Origin of the sequence: Corallococcus exercitus, from assembly GCF_003611585.1 — a bacterium.
In the GTDB taxonomy this organism is placed as follows: domain Bacteria; phylum Myxococcota; class Myxococcia; order Myxococcales; family Myxococcaceae; genus Corallococcus; species Corallococcus exercitus.
Map to the genome: position 1 here is coordinate 1 of NZ_RAVW01000183.1, position 17950 is coordinate 17950.

The following is a 17950-nucleotide window of genomic DNA, read 5'->3' on the forward strand; positions in this document are numbered from 1 at the left end:
GGCGGGGGCAGCGGAGGCACGGGGGCGTTGGATCCCAACCTCGCGGGCTACGTGGACGCGCTCCAGGTGCTGGACCAGAACTGGGACACCTTCGATGCGGCGGTGGGGGCGAAGGACGGCAAGCTGACGATGGCGAACCTGGAGGCGGTGCTGGCCAACCCGGCGGCCTCTCCCACGCTCAAGCGCGCCGCGCAGTTCTTCAAGGACCACCCGGAGTACTTCCACCGCCTGGAGATGGCGGAGGGCACCGGCGGCCGGGATGGCGTCGCCAGCTGGAAGGACCTGGACGCGGAGCTCGACGTGGTGGCGAAGCCGCCGGGCGGAGGCCGGGGCACGGGCGGCTCGCGGGCGCGCGACATCGTGGACAACCCGAACATGAGCATCGAGCAGAAGGTGCAGGCCCTGCTCATGGGCATCACCGAGGACACCGACTCGGAGCTGCTGGACGTGATGAACGAGATGGCCAGCGCCCGCGAGGAGCGCGCCACGCTGGGCAGCAGCGATGCGGACAAGGCGCGCGGCGCGAAGCTGGACACGAGCATGCAGGAGCTGGAGCTGCGCCTCCAGACGCTGATGGAGAAGCGCAAGGCGATGTTCGACCTGATGAGCAACATGTCGTCGAAGTTCAACGAGATGGCGAAGACGGCCATCTCCAACCTGCGCAGCGCGTGAGGGCCGCCATGGGACGCATCATCAAGCACGAAGGCGGCGAGGAGCAGCGGATGGAGACCGGAACGGCGCGCAGGCTGAAGGCGTTCGCGCGGGGGGAGACGACCTGGGCGGAGGTGGAGGGGATGACCTTCGAGGAGGCGAAGGCCATCGCGCAGGTGGGCTGCGACCTGGCGGCGGCGGGCCGGCTGGAGGAGGCGCGCATCCTCTTCGAGGGGCTCGTGGAGGGGAACCCGAAGGACTCGGCGGCGCACGCGGCGCTGGGCACCGTGTACCAGAAGCTCGGGAGGGTGGAGGACGCGCTCACCGAGTACACGCACGCGCTGTCGGGTGATCCGCGCAACCCCGTGGCCCTCACGGGCCGGGGTGAGCTGCACCTGCGCCGGGGCGAGCGGCAGGGCTTCACGGACATTGCCAACGCGGTGGAGGTGGACCCGCACGGCGAGACGTCCGCGGGGCGCCGCGCGAAGGCCCTGGTGAAGGCCATCACCCTGGTGGCGGTGGAGAAGCTGAAGGAGGGCGCCCCGCCGACGTAGGGGGCCCCGCCGCGCGGGCCGCCGTCAGGAACGAGGACGCCCGCGCGAGAGGAGCACTGAAGGGGGAGACGTATTCAAGACGGATGTGCCGCCGGACAGTTGGGGAGCGGTCCGGGGGCGGCCGGCCGGAGGGTGGGCCTGGATGGCGAGGGGGAGTGGAGTGGAGGCCCATCCACCGGCGGCTTCTTGAAAGGCGTTCAGGGCGCGTCGAGCGCGGCGAGCCGTTCCCCGATGGGCGGATGGCTCATGCCCTTGAGGACAATCCAGCGGGGGGGCTCCGGGTCCATCTTGTTCACCCGGGCGGCCTTCACCAGCATGCGGCGGAAGGCGCCCGGGTCGCCGGTGAGCTCAAGGCCGTAGCGGTCCGCCTCGCGCTCGCGCTCGCGGGAGAGGGCCCCCGACACAGGGGCCGCGAGCGTGATGAGCAGGAACACCACCAGCGACACCAGCGGCAGGGTGCGGATGTCGCCCGCGCGCTGGACGCCCCACCAGCCCCGGCGGGCGGAGAGGCGCAGCAGCTGGTCGATGACGAAGAGCAGCGCCAGCACCGCGAGCGAGGAGGCGATGCGGCCGGGCCAGCGGGGCTCGTTCACGTGGCCCGCCTCGTGTGCCACGGCGGCCAGGATTTCGTCCTCGCCCAGCTCCTTCAGGATGACGTCGTTGAGGACGATGGTGCGCGTGGGGCCCTGGCCGGCGAAGTACGCCTGGATGCGCTTGGACATCACGGACGTCTTCTCCACCACCACGTCGGAGAAGGTGATGTCCGCCTTCCGCATCAGCGCGGTGATGCGCGAGCGCAGCGGCCCTTCCTGCAGGGGTGTCTGGTCGAAGTAGAGGCGGGCGCGGTAGGGGTCCAGGGCGGAGGCCACCAGCATCAGCAGGGCCACGGGCACGCCCAGCACCAGCCACCAGCGGCGCACGCGCCGGGCCAGTCCGTACAGCCCCACCACGAGCGCGGTCAGGGCGATGGCGCCCACGAGGCTGCCCTTGAACCACGTCCACGCGAAGGTGGCGGGCGTGTCGTTGGACAGGCCGTGCCGGTGCTCCAGCACGTAGAAGAAGTACACGTTCGCGGGGGCGTAGAGCACCTGGGTGGCCAGGTCGATGAAGAGCGCGAAGAAGATGGCGGTGCCCCAGCCGGGCTCGCCCCACAGCCGGTCCATGGCGCTGAAGAAGGCGCGGCTCACCGGGGCCGTGCGCAGCGCGCCACCGAACCTGCGCTCCAGCGCCGCCGCCGCTGCCGCCGCTCCCCGGTACACGGGCCGCACGAGCACGGCCAGGAGCAGTGCCGACAGGGCCAGCCGCACCAGCGGCTCCACCGCCGCCCGGATGTAATAGGGCTGGTGGTAGGCGTGGATGTCGGCGAGCTGCTCCGGGGTGAAGAGTGGTTCCATGGCCGACGGAGCAGCGCTCAGCGGTGCTTCGCGCCCGCGCTGGACGCGGGCATGGGCACGGAGACCTCTCCCGACTCCGTGTCCGCGTCCGCGAGCAGCAGCGACTTCACCTTCTCCAGGCTCTGGCGGGTGCGGTCCACGAAGGCGCTCTGGGAGCCGATGCGCTCGGCGGCCTCCAGCGTGCGCTCGTAGATGTTGATGGACTTGGTGAGCAGCACGCGGATCTTCTTGCGCAGCTCCTGGCGGTAGACCTCCGCCTCCTCGCCGTTGAGCTCCGGGGGCGTGGGCGAGTTCACCATGTGCTCGTAGAGGTTCTCGTAGAGGGCGCCAATCTGCGAGCCCGCGGCGGTGGCCCAGTAGCCGTTGCCCACGCGGATGGAGCGCAGGTAGTGGCCCTGCGCGGACAGGAGCAGCTCCGCCTTGTAGTTGAGGTCCTGCGCCAGCCCGTCGCTGCCCCGGCTGGCCTCCAGCTTTACGGCCTCGTAGTGCAGCCGATAGATTTCCCCGACGAAGAAGTGCGCCTGCGCGGGGAAGTAGTCCTCCACCTCCGTCTTGTCCGGCAGGGCGTCATACGCGGCCAGCGCCTTGCGCAGCGTCGCTTCCGCGTCGTCGGTGCGGCCGGCCTCCACCTGGCAGATGCCCTGCTGCACCTGGGCCTCGATGCGGCGGCCCGCGGGCAGGTCCGCGCGCGCGGCCAGCGTCGTCAGGAGCTTCGAGGCCTCCTCGTAGCGCTCCAGGTGGTAGAGCGTCTCCGCCACGCGGAAGGACGCGTCCAGCGCGTCGCCCTGGCCCTTCTCTGGATCCGCCAGGTCGGAGAAGCGCCCGTAGGCGTCGTCCCATTCCTTGAGGCGCTGGTGCGCGAGGCCCGCGTTGTAGAGGGCCTGGCGCCGGTGCGGGCTGTTGGGGTGGAAGTCCGCGAGCCGGCCGAAGTAGCGCGCCGCCTGCTTGAAGTCGTCAGCGGCGAACGCGGAAGTGCCGCCCGCGAAGAGCTCCTCGTCGTTGAGCTTGTCCAGTTCCAGGTCCGCCGTCACCGTGACGGGGTCGAACGCCACGACCTGTCTGTTCGCCGTGTCGTCCGGCTTCGCCGCCGCGCCCGTGGTGCGGCAGCCCGTGAGCGTCACGCCCAGGCCCAGCACGCTCACCCACAACCACCGCCGGGCGACTCCGGCTGAATCCATCCGCTTCCTGCCGTGCATGCACCTGCTCCCGTCCGGACACCCGCGTCACCCCGGACATCGACACCCCGGAGACCCGACAGGTTCCCCGGATGGCTTTCCGCGCCCGCCACTCTAATGCGGGCAGGGCTCCGGTGCTCTGTCGCCCGCCTGCCCGGCATGAACGCCGGCACGCGCCGGATATGCCCGGCGCCCGCGGTGTGTCACTCGGGGTGGGGGAGGGGTCCTCAGGCGAGGACGTCGTCGCCCAGGAGGTAGCGGCCGGTGCCCCACAGCGCGGTGAGGTCGTGCACGTCCAGCCCGAAGCGGGGCACCTGGATGAGGGGCGTGCCCGGACAGGCCGCGCGCAGCTGCGCCATGCCCTCCAGGTCCTGCTGCGCCAGCACCTGCGTCTCGCGCAGCGTCTCCTCCACCTTCGCGCGCCGGGTGGGCGTCAGCGTGGCCGCGTCCTCCCACTGCGCGGGGGTGGGCATGGGGTGCACGCGGTTCACCACGATGGCCGTCATCTCCATGTGGTTCTGCCCGAGCAGCTTGTGGAAGTGGATGGCCTCGTCCAGCCGCTCCGGGTTGGGGCTCGTCACCAGCACGAACCCCGTCGTCTTGTCCTCCAGGAGCTCGCGCACGCCGCGGGCGCGCTCGCGGAAGCCCTCGTTCATGGAGGAGAGCGTCACCATGAAGGAGGACAGCTCCTGGAGCATCTCCGTGCCGGTGAAGCGCGACAGCGCGCGCGTCACGTAGCTGCCGCCCAGGTTGAAGAGGGACAGGCCCACCTTGCCCGCCTTCAGCGCGGGCGTGAGGAGCCACTTGGCCGCTTCGTTGTCCAGGAAGTCCAGCACCCGGTTGGGCGCGTCCAGGAAGTCCAGCGCGTGCGCGGTGGGCGGCGTGTCCAGCACCACCAACTGGTAGTCCGTGCGCCGACGCAGGTCCCAGACCTTCTCCATGGCGATGTATTCCTGGCTGCCCGCCAGGGCCGTGGAGAGGGACTGGTAGAAGCGGTTGGCGAAGATCTTCTCGCGCTGATCCGGCGGGGCCACGCGGGTGATGAGGTCGTCCCAGGTGGCCTTCATGTCCAGCATCATCGCGTGCAGGGCCGCCTTGGGTTTCACGCCCAGCGGCTCCAGCACCGACGCGGGGACCTCCGCCTCCGTGTTGCCCAGGCCGGAGAGGCCCAGCGAGTTGGCCAGCCGCTTCGCCGGGTCGATGGTGCACACGATGCTGGGGCGGCCATCCACCGCCGCGCGCAGCGCGAGCGTCGCCGCCACCGTCGTCTTGCCCACGCCACCGGAGCCCACGCAGATGAGCACGCGCTTGTTCGCGAGCGCCGCTTGCAGCGCCGTCATGCTCCCGTGCCTCCCTTCACCATCGCGTCCAGGTGCCCCATCACCGTCTCCACCGCGTCGCGTCCGAAGCGCGGCACGAACAGCCTGGGCACCGTGTACACCGGCGCGTGGAGGTTGCGCTCCAGCTTCGTGCCCGCGAGCACCGCCTGCGACGCCCGGTCATGGTGCGCCTGGGCCACGCGGCGCAGCTCCGGATGGCCCGCGAGCGCCTCCAGGTCCGCCTCCGTGAAGCGCTGGGGGAAGGCCTGGTTGAGCACCGCCGCGTGCGTGCGGATGTGCACCCTGTCCCGCAGCGCGCTGTGCAGCTCCAGCGCCTCGTTCACCGGCATCTCCTCCGGCAGCGCCACCAGCACCGCGGCGGTGACGGAGGGGTCCACCAGCAGGTCGCGCATCTTCAACGCCTCGCGCGTCATGGGCCCCGGCGGCACCGTCTGCAGGAGCACCTGCGGCACGCTCAGGAAGGAGATGGCGTGGCCGGTGGCGGGCGCGTCCAGCACCACCGTGTCGTACTTCCAGCGGCCGTCCGGCAGCTTCTCCTGGAGGTGGAACATGATCTTCCCCAGGAGCACCAATTCCTGGAGGGACGGGATGAAGCGCAGGAAGTAGCGCACCAGCCGGTTCTCGAAGACCGTCTTGTAGAGGGTCTCGAAGCGCAGGACCATCAGGCCGTACTCGCGCATGGCCTCGTGGGGGCGCACGTCCACCGCCCAGAGGTTCTCCTCCAGCAGCTTCACCTCCGGGCCCGCTTCGGGCAGCTCCAGGAAGCGGCTGACGCGCTCCTGGGTGTTCACTTCACACACCAGGGTGCGCCGGCCCGCGCGCACCGAGGCGAGGGCCAGGGCGGCGGCGACGGTCGTCTTCCCCACGCCCCCCTTGCCAGAGACGATCCACAGGCGTTTGTCGAGCAGTCCGGCCATAGAGGGCGCGCGAACCGTAGGGATGGCCTCCCGGAGAGTCAACGAGAGTCCACGAGCAGAAACCCCCATTGTTCCCCTGCTTGACACGTCGCGTTGGCCCCTCCCAGAGTGCGACGTCCTCTTCCTGACGTCCCGCCTGTCCCGCCGGCCAAGTCGCTTGGTGCGGGAGCGGGCCGGACCTGAACGGTTCCAAGACCATGCTCAAGAACAACCCGGTGATGAAGAAGCTCGTGGAGACGGGCGAGGAGCGCGTCGGCAAGCTCGCGCAGCAGCTGCTCTCCAACGAGAAGTTCGTGGCGGCGGTGCAGGGGCTGGTGTCCCGCTCGCTCGCGGCGAAAGGCACGTTGGACTCCGCGCTGCGCACGGCGCTGTCCGCCATGAACCTGCCGTCCACGGCGGACCTGGAGCAGCTGCGCTCGAAGGTGGACGACCTGGAGCGGCTGCTCGCGTCCGTGGAGGGCAAGCTGGACACGCTGGTGTCGAACACGTCCTCGAAGAAGAAGGCGTAGCGCGCGCTGCTCCCCAGGCCATGCGGCGCATCGCGTTCATCAACGAGAAGGGCGGCACCTGCAAGACGACGCTCGCGGTGAACACCGCCGCGTGGCTGGCGCTCAAGCAGCGCCGCCGCGTGCTGCTGGTGGACCTGGACACGCAGGGCCACGCGGGCAAGTCCCTGGGGGTGGGCGTGCGCACGCTGCCGCGCAACGTCTTCCACCTGCTCACCGACGCGGAGGTGTCACTTCCTTCCGTGGTGCGGCCCACGGGCGTGAGCGGGCTGGACGTGCTGCCCGCGTACAAGGAGATGGCGGAGTTCCCGGTCGTGGTGGCGCAGGACCCCCGGCGCGCGCACCGGCTGGCGGACCGCATGCGGGAGGCGGAAGGCGCGGGCTACGACGTGGTGCTGTTCGACGCGCCTCCGTCCATGGGGCTCACCACGCGCAACATCCTGGTGGCGGCCACGGAGGTGGTGGTGCCGGTGGCGCTGACGTACCTGGCGCTGGACGGGTGCGCGGAGCTGGCGGAGACGGTGCGCCAGGTGGGCGAGGCGGAAGGCCGCACGGACCTGCGCGTCACCAAGGTTGTACCCACGCTGTACCGCAAGACGGCGCTGGCCACGGCCATCCTGGAGCGCCTGCGCGCGTACTTCCCCGACGCGCTCGCCGCCACGCCGCTGGGCTACAGCGTCAAGGTGGACGAGGCTCAGAGCCACGGGAAGACCATCTGGGAGTACGCACCCCAGAGCCCGGGGGCGCGGATGCTCGCGGCCATCGCGGCGGAGATTGACGGTGGAGCCGCTCCGGCGAAGCGGAAGCGGACCCCGCCCAAGGTGGCCTGAGCGGCGGCGCCCGTTTCCCCCCGGGCGCCACGTGCTTGCAGTCGCACCGGCGCTTCAGGAAGCGCTGGTGTCCTTCTTGTCGCCCTTCTCCACGGCGTCGAGCTTCTTCTCCAGCTCCTCCAGCCGCTGCGAGAGCGCCTGCATGTCGCGGCCCAGGGCGGGGAGGTTGCCGGTGAGGTTCTCCACCACCTGCTTCACGCGCTCGTCGATGCGGCGCTGGAAGTCCTCGAAGGCGCGCTGGCTGGCCTTGAGCAGCTCCGCCGGGTTGAGGCTCGCGGCGTTGCCCTCCGCCTGAGGCGCGGGCGTGGCGGCGGCGGCGTCCGGGGTGGCCTCCTGCGGGCTGCCGTCCTCGCGGCGCAGCAGCTTGTCCAGCCGCTGCTCGGCTTCCTCGCGGATGGAGGCCACGCGCGGCGTGACCTCTTTCTGGATGAACCCGGAGATGGACTCGCCGGGGTGGCGGATGATCTCCCGCAGCACCGACAGCGGCATCTGGTTCTTCTTCTTCTCCTCCTCGAAGATGATCTGCGCGAGGGTGACGGAGGTCAGGTCTTCCTTCGTGCGGTTGTCGACAATCCGCACCTCGGTGCCCTCCTTGATCATCGCGGCGATCTCATCGAGCGTGACGTACCGGCTCTCCACGGTGTCGTAGAGCTTCCGGTTCGTGTAGCGCTTGATGATCTTCGGCTCCTTGTTGCTGCTGGGAGCGTTTGCTTGCTCGGCCTCGCTCATGTCTGTCGTCTCCGACCCCGGCTGCGCCTTGGCATTTACTGGTTTACTACCTGATTTCCAAAGGGGCGAACCTCGTATCAAAGGGGTTGGAAGCGAGCAAGTTGCCCGGGTCCGACTCGCCGTGGTTGGCGGGTGGGCCTATGCTTCGAGTCCCCCCGACCCGACCCCATGATCGTCCAGTGTGAACAGTGCCAGACGCGGTTCAAGATCCCCGACGAGAAGGTGACGGAAAAAGGGGTGAAGGTCCGCTGCACCAAATGCCAGAACACCTTCCGGGTGGCGCGTGAGGCCGCGCCCGCCCTGAGCGCCCCCCCGCCAGCCGTCCCTCCGGCCGGGCAGGCGGACCCGTTCCAGGCGTTCGGAGAAGCCCCGGAGCCCACCGGGGAGGTCACCCGGCCTGGATCCGCGTACTACGCGCCCGGCGCACCCGCGGTGAAGACCCCGGTGAAGACCTGGGGTGACGTGGACGTGGACATCGACGTGGACACGGGAGGGGCGACGATGCCATTCGACCCGCCCACGTCGTCCCCGGGCATCGCGGCCCGGCGGCCCACGGCGCCGCTGCCGTCGCCCACGAACCTGGCTGGACTGGACCTGGAGGACCCGTTCGCGGACTTCATGTCGGATGCGCCCGCGCCCGCCGCTCCGGTGGCGGCGCCCCGGCCCGTGGCTTCTCCTCCGTCGGGGACCTTCCGCGCGGTGCCTCCGGGGGCCTTCGCGCCTCCCGCGCCTCCTGCGCCTCCTGCGGCCCGGGCCGCTCCTCCCGGGGCGTTCGCCGTGGGGCCCGCGGGTGCGGCCCGTCCGTCGGCCGTGGCTCCGGGCGGACCTTCCGCGCCGGTCTCCCGTCCTGCCGCGCCGCCTCCGGGGCCTGGGGTTGGTGGGGCACGGCCGGCGGCGGTCGTCGGCCACGGTGCGGGTGCGCCGACCTCTGACTTCGGCACCGTGGATGATGCGTCGTTCCTGGGCCTGGATGACTTCTCCGGGACCGATTCGTCCGCGCCGGGGCTCGGGGCTGCTTCGGCTCCTCCGGCTGCCGTGGCACCCAGGGGCCCGGCACCTGCCGTGGCAAGGGCTGCATCCCCGCTGGCGCCAGGGGTTCCTGCGTCGGGTGCGGCGCGCACTCCTCCGGGTGCAGTGACTCCTTCCGGGGCGGGCGCTGCCCCGGGGCGCGCTGCCATGCCTTCGGCTCCCGGCGCCTCCGCGGCCGGAGGCGTGGGCGCTGCTCCGGCACGCGCGGGGATGCCTCCGACTCCTGGCGCCCCTGCGGCCGGTGGCTCGGCGCGCGCGGGCATGCCTCCGACTCCTGGAGCCCCTGCGGCCGGTGGCTCGGCGCGCGCAGCCATGCCTTCGGCTCCTGGAGCCCCCGCGGCCGTTGGCGCGACGCGCGCCGCCATGCCTCCGACTCCTGGCGCCTCTGCTGCTGTTGGCGCGGCTCCGTCGCGTACCGCTTCGCCCCCGGGCCCTGGCGGGGCTGCTCGCCCGGGTGGCGCGCCGATGGCTGTTGCCGCGGGTTCGACGGACCTCGCGCCGGATCCGCTCTTCGACTTCTCCATCGACGCTCCCGCGGCTCCGGACGCGGTGTCGCTGCGCCATGCCGCGAACGTCGCCGTCGCGCCTTCGCCGAGCGGCGCCACGGCGGTGGGACCGGTGGTGCCCTCGCCCGGCTTCGAGAGCGACGACCCGTTCGCTTCCATCGACGTGGCCGCTCCGACCCCGGACCTGCCCGCCGCGCCCATGGACTCCGGCGCTGCTCCGGAGCCGATGGGCGACCTGTTCGACTTCTCCGGCGCGGGTGCTTCCGGAGAGGAGGGGATGGCCCCCACGGACACCGGCCGCGCCGCGCTGCTGGGTGACGTGCCCGCGGAGGCTGGCGCTGACGAGCCCGGCGGCATCTCCTTGCTGAGCGACGTGCCGGCGTACGACGACGGCGACCCGTTCAAGATCACCACGCCCCGCCGCGAGGTGGTGGACCTGGCCAACATGCGCACAGGCCCCGCCGTCACCGTGGCCAAGCCGTCCGCCCGGATGGAAGACGTGGGCATGCCCCAGCGCCGGCTGCCCGGCCGCGCGCGCAAGGTAACGGGGCTGGTCCTCAACCTCGCCATCGCCACCGTGCTGGTGGTGGCCCTGGGCGCGCTGGGCACCGTGTACCTGCGCGACGGCAAGGTGGATCCGTCCACGCTGTCCCCGGACCGGCTGCGCTCGCTGGTGCTGCCCGCGTCCCGCCCGTTCATCGCGAGCGACGTGTCCAACGGCCTCTACGAGACGAGTGACGGCCGCATGCTCTTCGTCGTGCGCGGAGAGGCGGAGAACCGCAGCGGTGCCGCCGCGGCCGTGCGCGTGCGCGCCGCCCTGTTCGACGGCGACCAGCGGGTGCGCTCGGCGGAGGGGCTCGCGGGCGCGCTGGCCACGCCGGAGGAACTCCACGCCGTCACCACCCGCGAGGCCGCCACCGCGCTCCGCCAGCGCATGGACGCCGCCGCGCTCCCGGTGCCGCCGGGCGGCAAGGTGCCCTTCCTGGTGATGCTCCAGGAGTTCCCCGCGGACCTCTCCGGCTTCCGGCTGGAGGTGACGCTGGAGCCCGTTCCCTCCGAACCCACCGCCGACCGCACGGGAGGCTGAAGCCGTCATGTCCACGCTGGAGGAGGCCCGCGCGCTCGCGCGCAACCTGCACGCCCTGGGCGGAGGCGCCACCGTGCGCCGCAAGGCCGCCGCGCGCGAACTGGCCCGGCGGGAGCCGTTCGACACGAACGAACTCATTGGCCACCTGCTGACGCTGTCCCGCGCCGGGCAGGCCCCCGCCACCTGCGTGCTGTCGGACTTCCTGGCCGCGTTGGATCAGGAGGCCGAGCACATCCCCCACGTGGAGGCGCTCCGGCGCATGGCCCACGTGCAGTCGCTGGAGGCGGTGGCGGACCTCTTCGCGCAAGGGCCCGCGCGCAAGGAGCTGGACGCGGACGCCGCCGCCCGCGCGGACGCCCTCGCCGCCAACCAGTCCCTGGGCCACCTGAAGCAGCAGGCCCGCCTCACGCGGGACCCGGACGTGCTGTCGCGCCTGGCCACCGTCAGCAACCCGGCCGTGCTGCGCAACGTCCTCATCAACCCGCGCCTCACCGAGGACCTGGTGGTGCGCATCGCGGCGCGCAGGCCCGCGCGTCCGGAGCCGCTCGTCGAAATCTGGAAGTCGCCGCGCTGGTCCGTGCGCCACAAGGTGCGCCGGGCGCTCGCCTTCAACCCGTACCTGCCGCCGGAGGTGGGCGCGAAGCTGGTGCCGCTGCTCACCACCGCGGACCTGCGCGAGCTGGTGGAGGACACAGGGCTGCTCCCCGCGCTGAGGCAGCAGGCCGCGCGCCTGCTCCTGGCGCCAGCGCCCGGCAGTCCGCCCGGTCCGCTGGTCCTCCCGACGGGGGAGGAGTTCTAGGAGCGGCGGTCCTTGTTGGGGCCTTCGGTGAAGTCCGCGTCGGTGTGGCCCCGGCGCGAGTGGGGCAGGTGCTTCACGTCCACCAGGTCCTCTCCGCGCGACGCCTTGCGGAAGGAGTAGACGAACTTGCCCACCGCGTTGCCCAACTGCCCCATCCGGGCGGCCGAGAAGACCACCAGCAGGATGAAGCCGAGGACGATGAATTCTCCGAGGCCCAGCATGCTTCCGACACTGCAATAAACCCACCCGCGAGGCAAGTTGCGCACGCGTCCACCCCCGGACGCCTGTCCGTCGTGGACGCTGCGCCGGGGGGCCGTTCCAGCGCACACTCTCGCGCCCATGCTCCTGCTCGCTCACCGTGGTGCCAGCGCCGACGCCCCCGAGAACACCCTGGAGGCCTTCGCGGAGGCCGTGCGCCAGGGCGCCGACGGCGTGGAGCTGGACGCCATGGTGTGCGGCTCCGGTGAGGTCGTGGTGTGTCACGACGAGCGCCTGGACCGCCTGGCGGGGCAGCCCTGGGAGGTGCGCACCACGCCCTGGTGGAAGCTCTCCCGCGCGGACGTGGGCACGCCCCTGGGCTTCGCCCCCGCGCGCATCCCGCTCCTGGAGGAGGTGCTGGACGCGCTGCCGGAGCACTTCCTGGTCAACATCGAGCTCAAGTGCGACCGCTTCGACGACGGCGGCCTGGCGGCGGGCGTGGCCCGGCTCCTGGGCGACCGCGATCTGGCGGGCCGCGTGGTGGTGTCCAGCTTCAACCCGCTGTGCCTCTTCCGGCTGGCGGCGGTGGCGCCCACGCTGCGCCGGGGCTTCCTCATCGACCCGGACAAGCCCTGGGCGCTGCAGGCGTACGCGCTGAGCCCGCTGGTGTCCTCGCACTCGGTGCACCCCTTCCACGAGGCGTGCACGCCGGAGCGCGTGGCCGCGTGGAGGGACGCCGGGTTGCGCGTGGCGGCGTGGACGGTGGACGACCCCCAGCGCGCCCGCGAGCTGCGGGACCTGGGGGTGTCCTACCTCATCACCAACCGCCCGGGCCGCGTGCGCGAGGCCCTGCGCTGACTAGAAGTCCAGCCCCAGCGTGGTGTTGAAGGCGAAGACGGACGGCAGGTCGCGGCTGCCCGCGCCCTCCTGGTCGAAGCTGCCCAGGTTGGTGAGCGAAATCTCCGCGCCCAGCTGCAGCACGCCGCCAATGAAGCGCGCGCCCGCGTAGAAGCGCGGGGTGAGGTTGTCGCCCGCCTTCACCCGCGAGTACGACGCGGTGTTGGTCAGCGCGTCGCGCGAGTCGTTGCCCGCCGTGTCCGCCACGGTGCGGCTGGGGTCGAAGTCCAGCGTGCGCGTGGTGGCGCTGACGAAGTTGAGGTCCAGGCCGCCGTAGGGCGTCAGCGTCACCATGCCGCCCAGGGGGAACTGCTTGCCCACGCCGATGTCCAGGCCCGTGGTCGTCAGGTCCAGGTTGTGCGCGCCGAACAGCTTCGTCACGTGCAGGCGCAGGCCCACGTCCGGCAGGTAGGTGAAGCCCTCGTTGACGGCCCACTTCAGCTCGCCCGTGGCCGTCACCATGCTGCTCTTCTCAATCCAGCCCACGCGCCCGCCCAGCTCCAGCGAGAAGGGCAGGCCCTTGCGCACGTGGAGCGACGGCACCAGCACGGAGCCGGGCTGCTCGGCTTCCGTGGGCAGCGCCACGTCCTCCGGCAGCGACACCACGGACAGCTCCGCGTTGAACGCGAAGCCGGAGTGGCCCGTCGTGCGTGGGGGCATCAGGTTCGCCGACGTCGTCACCGCGCCGAAGGTGCGCGCGAAGGCACGGAAGTCCGCGCTGGCTTCGGCGAACTCCGTGTTGGTGATGACGGCAGTGGCGCCCCGGCGCTCGACGCCGAAACGGGAAAGGATCAGGTCGTTGTCGTCCGCATGGGCCGCGGCCCCGGACAGCGCCGTCGCGAGCAACAGGCACCGACTGAACGTCCGCATGGGGGAATCACGCCTCCGGGACGCATGCCGGCCAAGCGGGCGCCCACCTGCCGCGGACCCTAAATCGGCCCTCGGTGAAGCGTCAACAAAACGGGCGGCCCTCCTCCAGGAAACGCCTGGAAGCGAGCCGCCCGTGGGTCAGGCACTCCGGGTCCGTGCCCGGAAGCCCGGGACGACTACTGCTGGCGCGGCTTCACCGGCGTGGTGGCCGCGGCGGCGGGCGTCACGACCTTCTGCGCCACCTCCGCCGGACGGCGGCGGATGACCAGCGTGCGGCGGCTGGCGAACTCGCTGCTCTCGCGGGCCACCACCAGCACGTTGTTGTTGCCCTCCTTGAGGGTGAAGTCGGAGGTGAACTTCAGCGTGTTGGGCTCGCCGCCCTTGGGGTCCACGGCCTTGAAGTAGACCTTCTGGTCGTTGACCAGCACGTAGACGTCCAGCAGGCCGTTGGGGTCCTTCACCGCGCCGGAGAGGGTGAACTTGTCGCCGTTCACCACCACGCCGCCGTGAGAGGGGTCCACGTCCAGCTTGATGTCCGGCGGCTGGTGCGAGGTGCTGAACGCCACCGTCTTGGGCGCCGCGGCCTTGCCGGTCTTCACTTCCTTCGCGTCCTGCGTGCGAACGAAGGCGAAGCGGTCCTTCTCCAGCGCGACCTTGTAGTAGCCCTTGGTGGTGGCCTCCAGGGCCAGCGTCGCACCCTGCGGCAGCTTCGCCACCGGACGCGCGTCCGCGGTGGGGGAAGCGAACAGCTCCGCCTTGTCCGACAGCTTCACCAGGCCCTTCTTCGCCTCCAGCGGGGCCACGGGGCCGTCCTTCACGGGCAGCTGGAGCTTCTCCAGGACGAACTCCTCCAGGGGCTCGTCGAGGATGGCCAGCTTCAGCGGGAAGGTGTCGCCCTTGAAGCCCTTCTTCAGCGACACCTGGAAGCGCGCCGTCTTCGTCTCACCGGGCTTGATCTCCCCCAGCTTGAAGCGGCCCTTCTCGATGAAGATGTTCGCGTCGCCGCCGTTCTTGATCTGCGCGAAGGAGTCCAGCGCCGGGCCCACGCCCGTGTTGGTGACGTCCATCACCACCGTGACGTCCTCGCCGCGCTGCACGACGCCGTCGCCGTTGCACTCGGCGCAGTCATCCACCACCTGCCAGTTGAAGGCGAACGTGGGGCGGGGCAGCTCCACGAACGACAGCTCCGACACCAGGGTGTCGCGCAGCGGGCCGTTGTCGTCGAACAGCTTCACCTTCACGTCGTCGCGGCGGCTGGTGAGGTCCTTGGGCAGGCGCACCTGCACCTTCCAGGACTTCTTCTCACCCGGGGCGATGGCGCCGAAGAGGAACTCGCGGCGGTCGAGGAACGCGTTGTCGCTCTCCGTCCAGCCACGCACGCGCTTGAGCGGCTCCGTGCCCTTGTTCTCCACGTGGATGACCATGTCCAGCTGCTCGCCGGCGATGATCTTCGCGTCGCCGTTCGGGGAGAAGCTGGCGTCCAGCTGCACGTTCTTCGGCGTGGGACCGGGGCTCCAGTCCAGGCCGAGCGCGGCGATGGCGTTGTTGATGCGCTGCTCCTCCTCGTTGCGCTTCTGCTCCACGAACTGCTTGCCCTGGCGGATCTGCTCGCCGCGCTTCACGGCCGGCACCTTCAGGACGAAGTCGCGGGCGAACTGGACCTCGAAGTCCTCCTTGATCTCCTCCTGGGACTCCGCGTCCAGCTGGTCGTCCAGGTCCTCGCCCTGGCCGGCCACGTCCACGTCCAGGAGCGGATCATTCTCGCCGTGCTCCTTCTTGTCCTTGGCGGTGCCCGGCTTGGCGGCGACCTTCTCCTTGGGCTCTTCCTTCTTGGCGGCGGTGGCCTGGGCGGCCTTCTCATCCACCTTCAGGTACTTGAGGCTGGTGCCCGGCTTCTCGCGGTCCAGGACCTCCTCGCGCTTCTTGGCGATGGTGGCGGACTCCGGGTTGCCGAAGTGCTGATCCAGGTCCGCCTCGCCCATGGACTTGCGGGGCGCGAACACGTCCACCCGGTCCGCGGTGACGCGCGTGGGGACCAGCTGGATGTCCGGCACGATGCCGACCTCCTGGATGGAGACGTCGCCCGGGGTGAGGTACTTGGCGATGGTCAGCTTGAGCGCGCTGTCGTCCGGGAAGTCGTAGAGCACCTGCACGCTGCCCTTGCCGAACGTCTGGCGCCCGATGATGACCGCGCGGTCCAGGTTCTTGAGCGCGCCCGCGACGATTTCAGACGCGGAGGCGCTGCCCGCGTTCACCAGCACCGCGATGGGGTAGGACTCCTCGCCCTCCGTGGGACGCGCGCGCTTCTCCTCGCGCAGCTTGTCGCTGAAGCCCACCGTCGCGACGATGGTGCCCTTGGACAGGAACGTGTCCGACACCTGGATGGCCTGCTCCAGCAGGCCGCCCGGATTGCCGCGCAGGTCCAGCACCAGGCCCTTGAAGCCGCCCTTGGCCTCCGCCTGCTTGCGGATGTCCGTCAGCGCGGCCTCCAGGTCGCGCGTGGTGTTGCCCTGGAAGTTCTTCAGCCGCACGTAGCCCACGCCGCCCGCGAGCAGCTTGTGCTGCACGGACTCGATGGAGATCGTCGCGCGCGCCACCGTCATGTTGCGGGGCTTGTCCCAGCCGTCGCGCTCCACGGTGATGGTGATGCGGCTGTCCACCGGACCGCGCAGCTTGGACACGGCCTCGTTGAGGTCCATGTTGACGGTGGACTCCTCGCCAATCTTCTTGATGCGGTCGTCCTTCTGGATGCCGGCGCGCGCCGCGGGCGTCTTGGGCAGCACCTTCACCACGGTGAGGTTGCCCTCCTTCATCTGGATGACGAAGCCCAGGCCGCCGAACTCACCCTTGGTGGACAGCTTCATCTCCCGGTACAGCTCCGGGCGCAGCAGCACCGAGTGCGGATCCAGCGTGGAGAGCATGCCGTTGACGGCCGCGTACTCGATGTCGCGCGTCTCCTCGATGGGACGCATGTTCTTCGACAGGAAGTCGAACACGTCCTTCAGCGCGAAGGACATCTTCCACAGGGAGTCGACATGGGAGATGTCGAACTCCTTCTGCTTGCCGTTGACGTTGACGTTGAGCTTGCCCGTCTCCGGGTTGCCGTCCACGAGCACGTCCGGGACGCTCTTCTCCACGTACTCCAGGGAGGCGATCATCATCTCCTTGGGCTTCACCCGCTTGGGGTCGACGTAGTTCTCCTTCACATAAAGGATGACCTTCGTCAGGACGCGGAGGCTGTTGAGGTCGTGAGGCGCCTTCTCGCCCTTGTTGGCGGAAGGCAGCGCGCCGTCCCAGGAGTCCTGGCCCGCCTCCGCCGCTCCCACGGTGAGCGGGAGGGGCGCACGGTCACTGCCTGCGAATGCCCAGGCCCCCAACAGAACGGCGACGGCGGTGATGCGGCGGAAGATACGCGGCATGCGGTTCATCCCAGCTGAGGCGCGAGAGGCGCCCCGGGTGATGCGTGAAAAGCCCTGTGAATCCGAACGGTTCGACGGGTGCCAAGGGACCTGGCAGCGGCCGGGCAAGCCTAATCACGGCTTCCAGGTGCTTCAAGGCGTGGCCTTGTCACTAGCGACCGAGAACGTCTGCCGCAGGCAATGCGTTCCCGAGTGGCCTGTCCGTATGGACACCCGGCATGCCCCTTTATTTCGCTTCAGGACGCCCGCCGGAGGAAGGGCTCGCGGGCCCCAGCGCGTCCGGCGGCGGGGGCAGGTCCCCGGCCTCCCGCAGGCCCCGGTACAGCAGGGTGCCCCCGACGATGGCCACCGGGAGGAAGAAGGTGTTGAGGATGGGCACCCAGAGCAGCAGGTAGACGCCCGCGCCGAAGCCCAGGCAGAGGGCCTGGCGCTCGCGCAGCATGCGGCGCACCTGGGCGAAGGGGTACAGGTGGCGCGTCATGGGCGCGGCCAGGTGCTCCGCCGCCATCCAGAGCATGGTCCACACGCTGGCCAGCACGGTGAACGCGATGCTGCCCAGGCCCGGCACGAGGTTCAGGGGGAGCAGCACCGCCAGCCCCAGGAAGAGCAGCGCCATGCGGGCGAGCGTGTGCAACAGCCCTGTCGTCATCCCTCGCAGGAAGGAGGCGGGGGAGAGGACGGCGTCCGCTTGCGCACACTCGGCCTCCGTGGCCTCCGACAGCGGGTCCTGCAGCGGCGTCAGCAGGAGGGGGGGCACCACGTTGGCGCCCACCACCCAGGCGACCAGCGCGCCCAGGATGAGCGCGAGGTCCCAGCCGGCGCGGCCGTACCAGGACTCGGGCCGGGCCCACACGGACTCCAGGAGGCCGGGGGCATAGCGGTAGAGGAGGACGGCCAGGGCCACCAGGGCGATGGCGGTGAGCACCGCGCACAGGCTGGACAGGAGGAAGAGGCGGCGCGAGCGGAAGATGAGCCGGAAGGCGCGGCCGAGCACTCCCACCCCCTGGAAGAAATCCGACAGACGGGGCCGCGGGGAGAGGGTGGGAACC

Annotated in this window: 16 protein-coding genes and 2 pseudogenes; 8 read left to right on the forward strand and 10 right to left on the reverse strand. The window is 70.8% G+C overall.

Annotated elements, in window-relative coordinates; genetic code table 11:
* Together D7W79_RS22130 and D7W79_RS22135 are read left to right on the forward strand one after the other, a co-directional pair.
* A pseudogene (locus tag D7W79_RS22130) lies at positions 1-672 on the forward strand (hypothetical protein); the annotation flags it as partial.
* An 8-nt stretch (positions 673-680) separates the two neighbouring features.
* Positions 681-1205 carry a tetratricopeptide repeat protein gene (locus D7W79_RS22135; RefSeq protein WP_120527376.1) on the forward strand — a complete coding sequence of 175 codons (525 nt, stop codon included), beginning with the start codon at positions 681-683 and terminating at the stop codon, positions 1203-1205.
* A 197-nt stretch (positions 1206-1402) separates the two neighbouring features.
* Here the strand turns inward: D7W79_RS22135 and D7W79_RS22140 are convergent, their stop codons facing one another.
* From D7W79_RS22140 to D7W79_RS22155, 4 genes are all read right to left on the reverse strand, one after another.
* The gene (locus D7W79_RS22140) at positions 1403-2599 is read right to left on the reverse strand and encodes a M48 family metalloprotease (RefSeq protein WP_120527377.1); all 1197 of its coding nucleotides are present in this window, start codon (positions 2597-2599) and stop codon (positions 1403-1405) included.
* Between the two features lie 17 nt (positions 2600-2616).
* Positions 2617-3777, reverse strand: a complete 1161-nt coding sequence (locus D7W79_RS22145; protein ID WP_244221902.1) for a tetratricopeptide repeat protein — start codon at positions 3775-3777, stop codon at positions 2617-2619.
* A 224-nt stretch (positions 3778-4001) separates the two neighbouring features.
* A complete protein-coding gene (locus D7W79_RS22150) occupies positions 4002-5114 on the reverse strand; it encodes an ArsA family ATPase (protein WP_120527379.1) in 1113 nt (370 codons plus the stop codon).
* Positions 5111-6031, reverse strand: a complete 921-nt coding sequence (locus tag D7W79_RS22155) for an ArsA family ATPase (protein WP_120527380.1) — start codon at positions 6029-6031, stop codon at positions 5111-5113. Before D7W79_RS22155 ends, D7W79_RS22150 begins: the two co-directional genes overlap by 4 nt.
* A 197-nt stretch (positions 6032-6228) precedes the next feature.
* On the opposite strand from D7W79_RS22155, the gene D7W79_RS22160 reads away from it, so the two are divergent.
* Both D7W79_RS22160 and D7W79_RS22165 read left to right on the forward strand, forming a co-directional pair.
* Positions 6229-6540: a hypothetical protein gene (locus tag D7W79_RS22160; protein ID WP_120527381.1), complete on the forward strand. Its 312-nt coding sequence runs from the start codon at positions 6229-6231 to the stop codon at positions 6538-6540.
* A 20-nt stretch (positions 6541-6560) separates the two neighbouring features.
* Positions 6561-7367: a ParA family protein gene (locus tag D7W79_RS22165; protein WP_120527382.1), complete on the forward strand. Its 807-nt coding sequence runs from the start codon at positions 6561-6563 to the stop codon at positions 7365-7367.
* Positions 7368-7421: 54 nt separating this feature from the next.
* Here D7W79_RS22165 and D7W79_RS22170 read toward each other — a convergent pair whose 3' ends face one another.
* Positions 7422-8096 (reverse strand): polyhydroxyalkanoate synthesis regulator DNA-binding domain-containing protein, encoded by a 675-nt coding sequence (locus tag D7W79_RS22170; protein WP_120527383.1) that lies wholly within the window; start codon positions 8094-8096, stop codon positions 7422-7424.
* A gap of 168 nt (positions 8097-8264) precedes the next feature.
* Between D7W79_RS22170 and D7W79_RS46100 the strand changes: the two are divergent.
* Positions 8265-8363 (forward strand): annotated as a pseudogene (locus tag D7W79_RS46100) (zinc-ribbon domain-containing protein); the annotation flags it as partial.
* Between the two features lie 143 nt (positions 8364-8506).
* Here the strand turns inward: D7W79_RS46100 and D7W79_RS45095 are convergent.
* Positions 8507-8716, reverse strand: coding sequence for a hypothetical protein (locus D7W79_RS45095; protein ID WP_244221903.1), 210 nt, complete (start codon positions 8714-8716; stop codon positions 8507-8509).
* An 874-nt stretch (positions 8717-9590) separates the two neighbouring features.
* On the opposite strand from D7W79_RS45095, the gene D7W79_RS45100 reads away from it, so the two are divergent.
* Together D7W79_RS45100 and D7W79_RS22180 are read left to right on the forward strand one after the other, a co-directional pair.
* Positions 9591-10718: a hypothetical protein gene (locus D7W79_RS45100; RefSeq protein WP_244221904.1), complete on the forward strand. Its 1128-nt coding sequence runs from the start codon at positions 9591-9593 to the stop codon at positions 10716-10718.
* A gap of 7 nt (positions 10719-10725) precedes the next feature.
* Positions 10726-11517: a hypothetical protein gene (locus D7W79_RS22180; protein ID WP_120527385.1), complete on the forward strand. Its 792-nt coding sequence runs from the start codon at positions 10726-10728 to the stop codon at positions 11515-11517.
* On the opposite strand, the gene D7W79_RS22185 is transcribed toward D7W79_RS22180, so the two are convergent.
* The gene (locus D7W79_RS22185) at positions 11514-11738 is read right to left on the reverse strand and encodes a twin-arginine translocase TatA/TatE family subunit (protein WP_171437182.1); all 225 of its coding nucleotides are present in this window, start codon (positions 11736-11738) and stop codon (positions 11514-11516) included. The genes D7W79_RS22180 and D7W79_RS22185 overlap by 4 nt on opposite strands.
* A gap of 118 nt (positions 11739-11856) precedes the next feature.
* On the opposite strand from D7W79_RS22185, the gene D7W79_RS22190 reads away from it, so the two are divergent.
* Positions 11857-12573 (forward strand): glycerophosphodiester phosphodiesterase, encoded by a 717-nt coding sequence (locus D7W79_RS22190; protein WP_120527387.1) that lies wholly within the window; start codon positions 11857-11859, stop codon positions 12571-12573.
* Here the strand turns inward: D7W79_RS22190 and D7W79_RS22195 are convergent, their stop codons facing one another.
* The 3 genes from D7W79_RS22195 to D7W79_RS22205 form a co-directional block, all read right to left on the reverse strand.
* Positions 12574-13482: a hypothetical protein gene (locus D7W79_RS22195; RefSeq protein ID WP_120527388.1), complete on the reverse strand. Its 909-nt coding sequence runs from the start codon at positions 13480-13482 to the stop codon at positions 12574-12576.
* Between the two features lie 176 nt (positions 13483-13658).
* On the reverse strand, positions 13659-16910 hold the full coding sequence (locus D7W79_RS22200) for an MXAN_5808 family serine peptidase (RefSeq protein WP_120527389.1): 3252 nt from the start codon (positions 16908-16910) through the stop codon (positions 13659-13661).
* Positions 16911-17127: 217 nt separating this feature from the next.
* A partial coding sequence (locus D7W79_RS22205; protein ID WP_120527390.1) for an EI24 domain-containing protein occupies positions 17128-17950 on the reverse strand: 823 nt, incomplete at its 5' end.

Bases quoted from the DNA above. Each gene is read 5' to 3' on its own strand.
- D7W79_RS22135 (WP_120527376.1), top strand. From the start codon at position 681: ATGGGACGCATCATCAAGCACGAAGGCGGCGAGGAGCAGCGGATGGAG.
- D7W79_RS22140 (WP_120527377.1), bottom strand. From the start codon at position 2,599: ATGGAACCACTCTTCACCCCGGAGCAGCTCGCCGACATCCACGCCTAC.
- D7W79_RS22145 (WP_244221902.1), bottom strand. From the start codon at position 3,777: ATGGATTCAGCCGGAGTCGCCCGGCGGTGGTTGTGGGTGAGCGTGCTG.
- D7W79_RS22150 (WP_120527379.1), bottom strand. From the start codon at position 5,114: ATGACGGCGCTGCAAGCGGCGCTCGCGAACAAGCGCGTGCTCATCTGC.
- D7W79_RS22155 (WP_120527380.1), bottom strand. From the start codon at position 6,031: ATGGCCGGACTGCTCGACAAACGCCTGTGGATCGTCTCTGGCAAGGGG.
- D7W79_RS22160 (WP_120527381.1), top strand. From the start codon at position 6,229: ATGCTCAAGAACAACCCGGTGATGAAGAAGCTCGTGGAGACGGGCGAG.
- D7W79_RS22165 (WP_120527382.1), top strand. From the start codon at position 6,561: ATGCGGCGCATCGCGTTCATCAACGAGAAGGGCGGCACCTGCAAGACG.
- D7W79_RS22170 (WP_120527383.1), bottom strand. From the start codon at position 8,096: ATGAGCGAGGCCGAGCAAGCAAACGCTCCCAGCAGCAACAAGGAGCCG.
- D7W79_RS45095 (WP_244221903.1), bottom strand. From the start codon at position 8,716: ATGAAGTCCGCGAACGGGTCCTCCAGGTCCAGTCCAGCCAGGTTCGTG.
- D7W79_RS45100 (WP_244221904.1), top strand. From the start codon at position 9,591: ATGGCTGTTGCCGCGGGTTCGACGGACCTCGCGCCGGATCCGCTCTTC.
- D7W79_RS22180 (WP_120527385.1), top strand. From the start codon at position 10,726: ATGTCCACGCTGGAGGAGGCCCGCGCGCTCGCGCGCAACCTGCACGCC.
- D7W79_RS22185 (WP_171437182.1), bottom strand. From the start codon at position 11,738: ATGCTGGGCCTCGGAGAATTCATCGTCCTCGGCTTCATCCTGCTGGTG.
- D7W79_RS22190 (WP_120527387.1), top strand. From the start codon at position 11,857: ATGCTCCTGCTCGCTCACCGTGGTGCCAGCGCCGACGCCCCCGAGAAC.
- D7W79_RS22195 (WP_120527388.1), bottom strand. From the start codon at position 13,482: ATGCGGACGTTCAGTCGGTGCCTGTTGCTCGCGACGGCGCTGTCCGGG.
- D7W79_RS22200 (WP_120527389.1), bottom strand. From the start codon at position 16,910: ATGAACCGCATGCCGCGTATCTTCCGCCGCATCACCGCCGTCGCCGTT.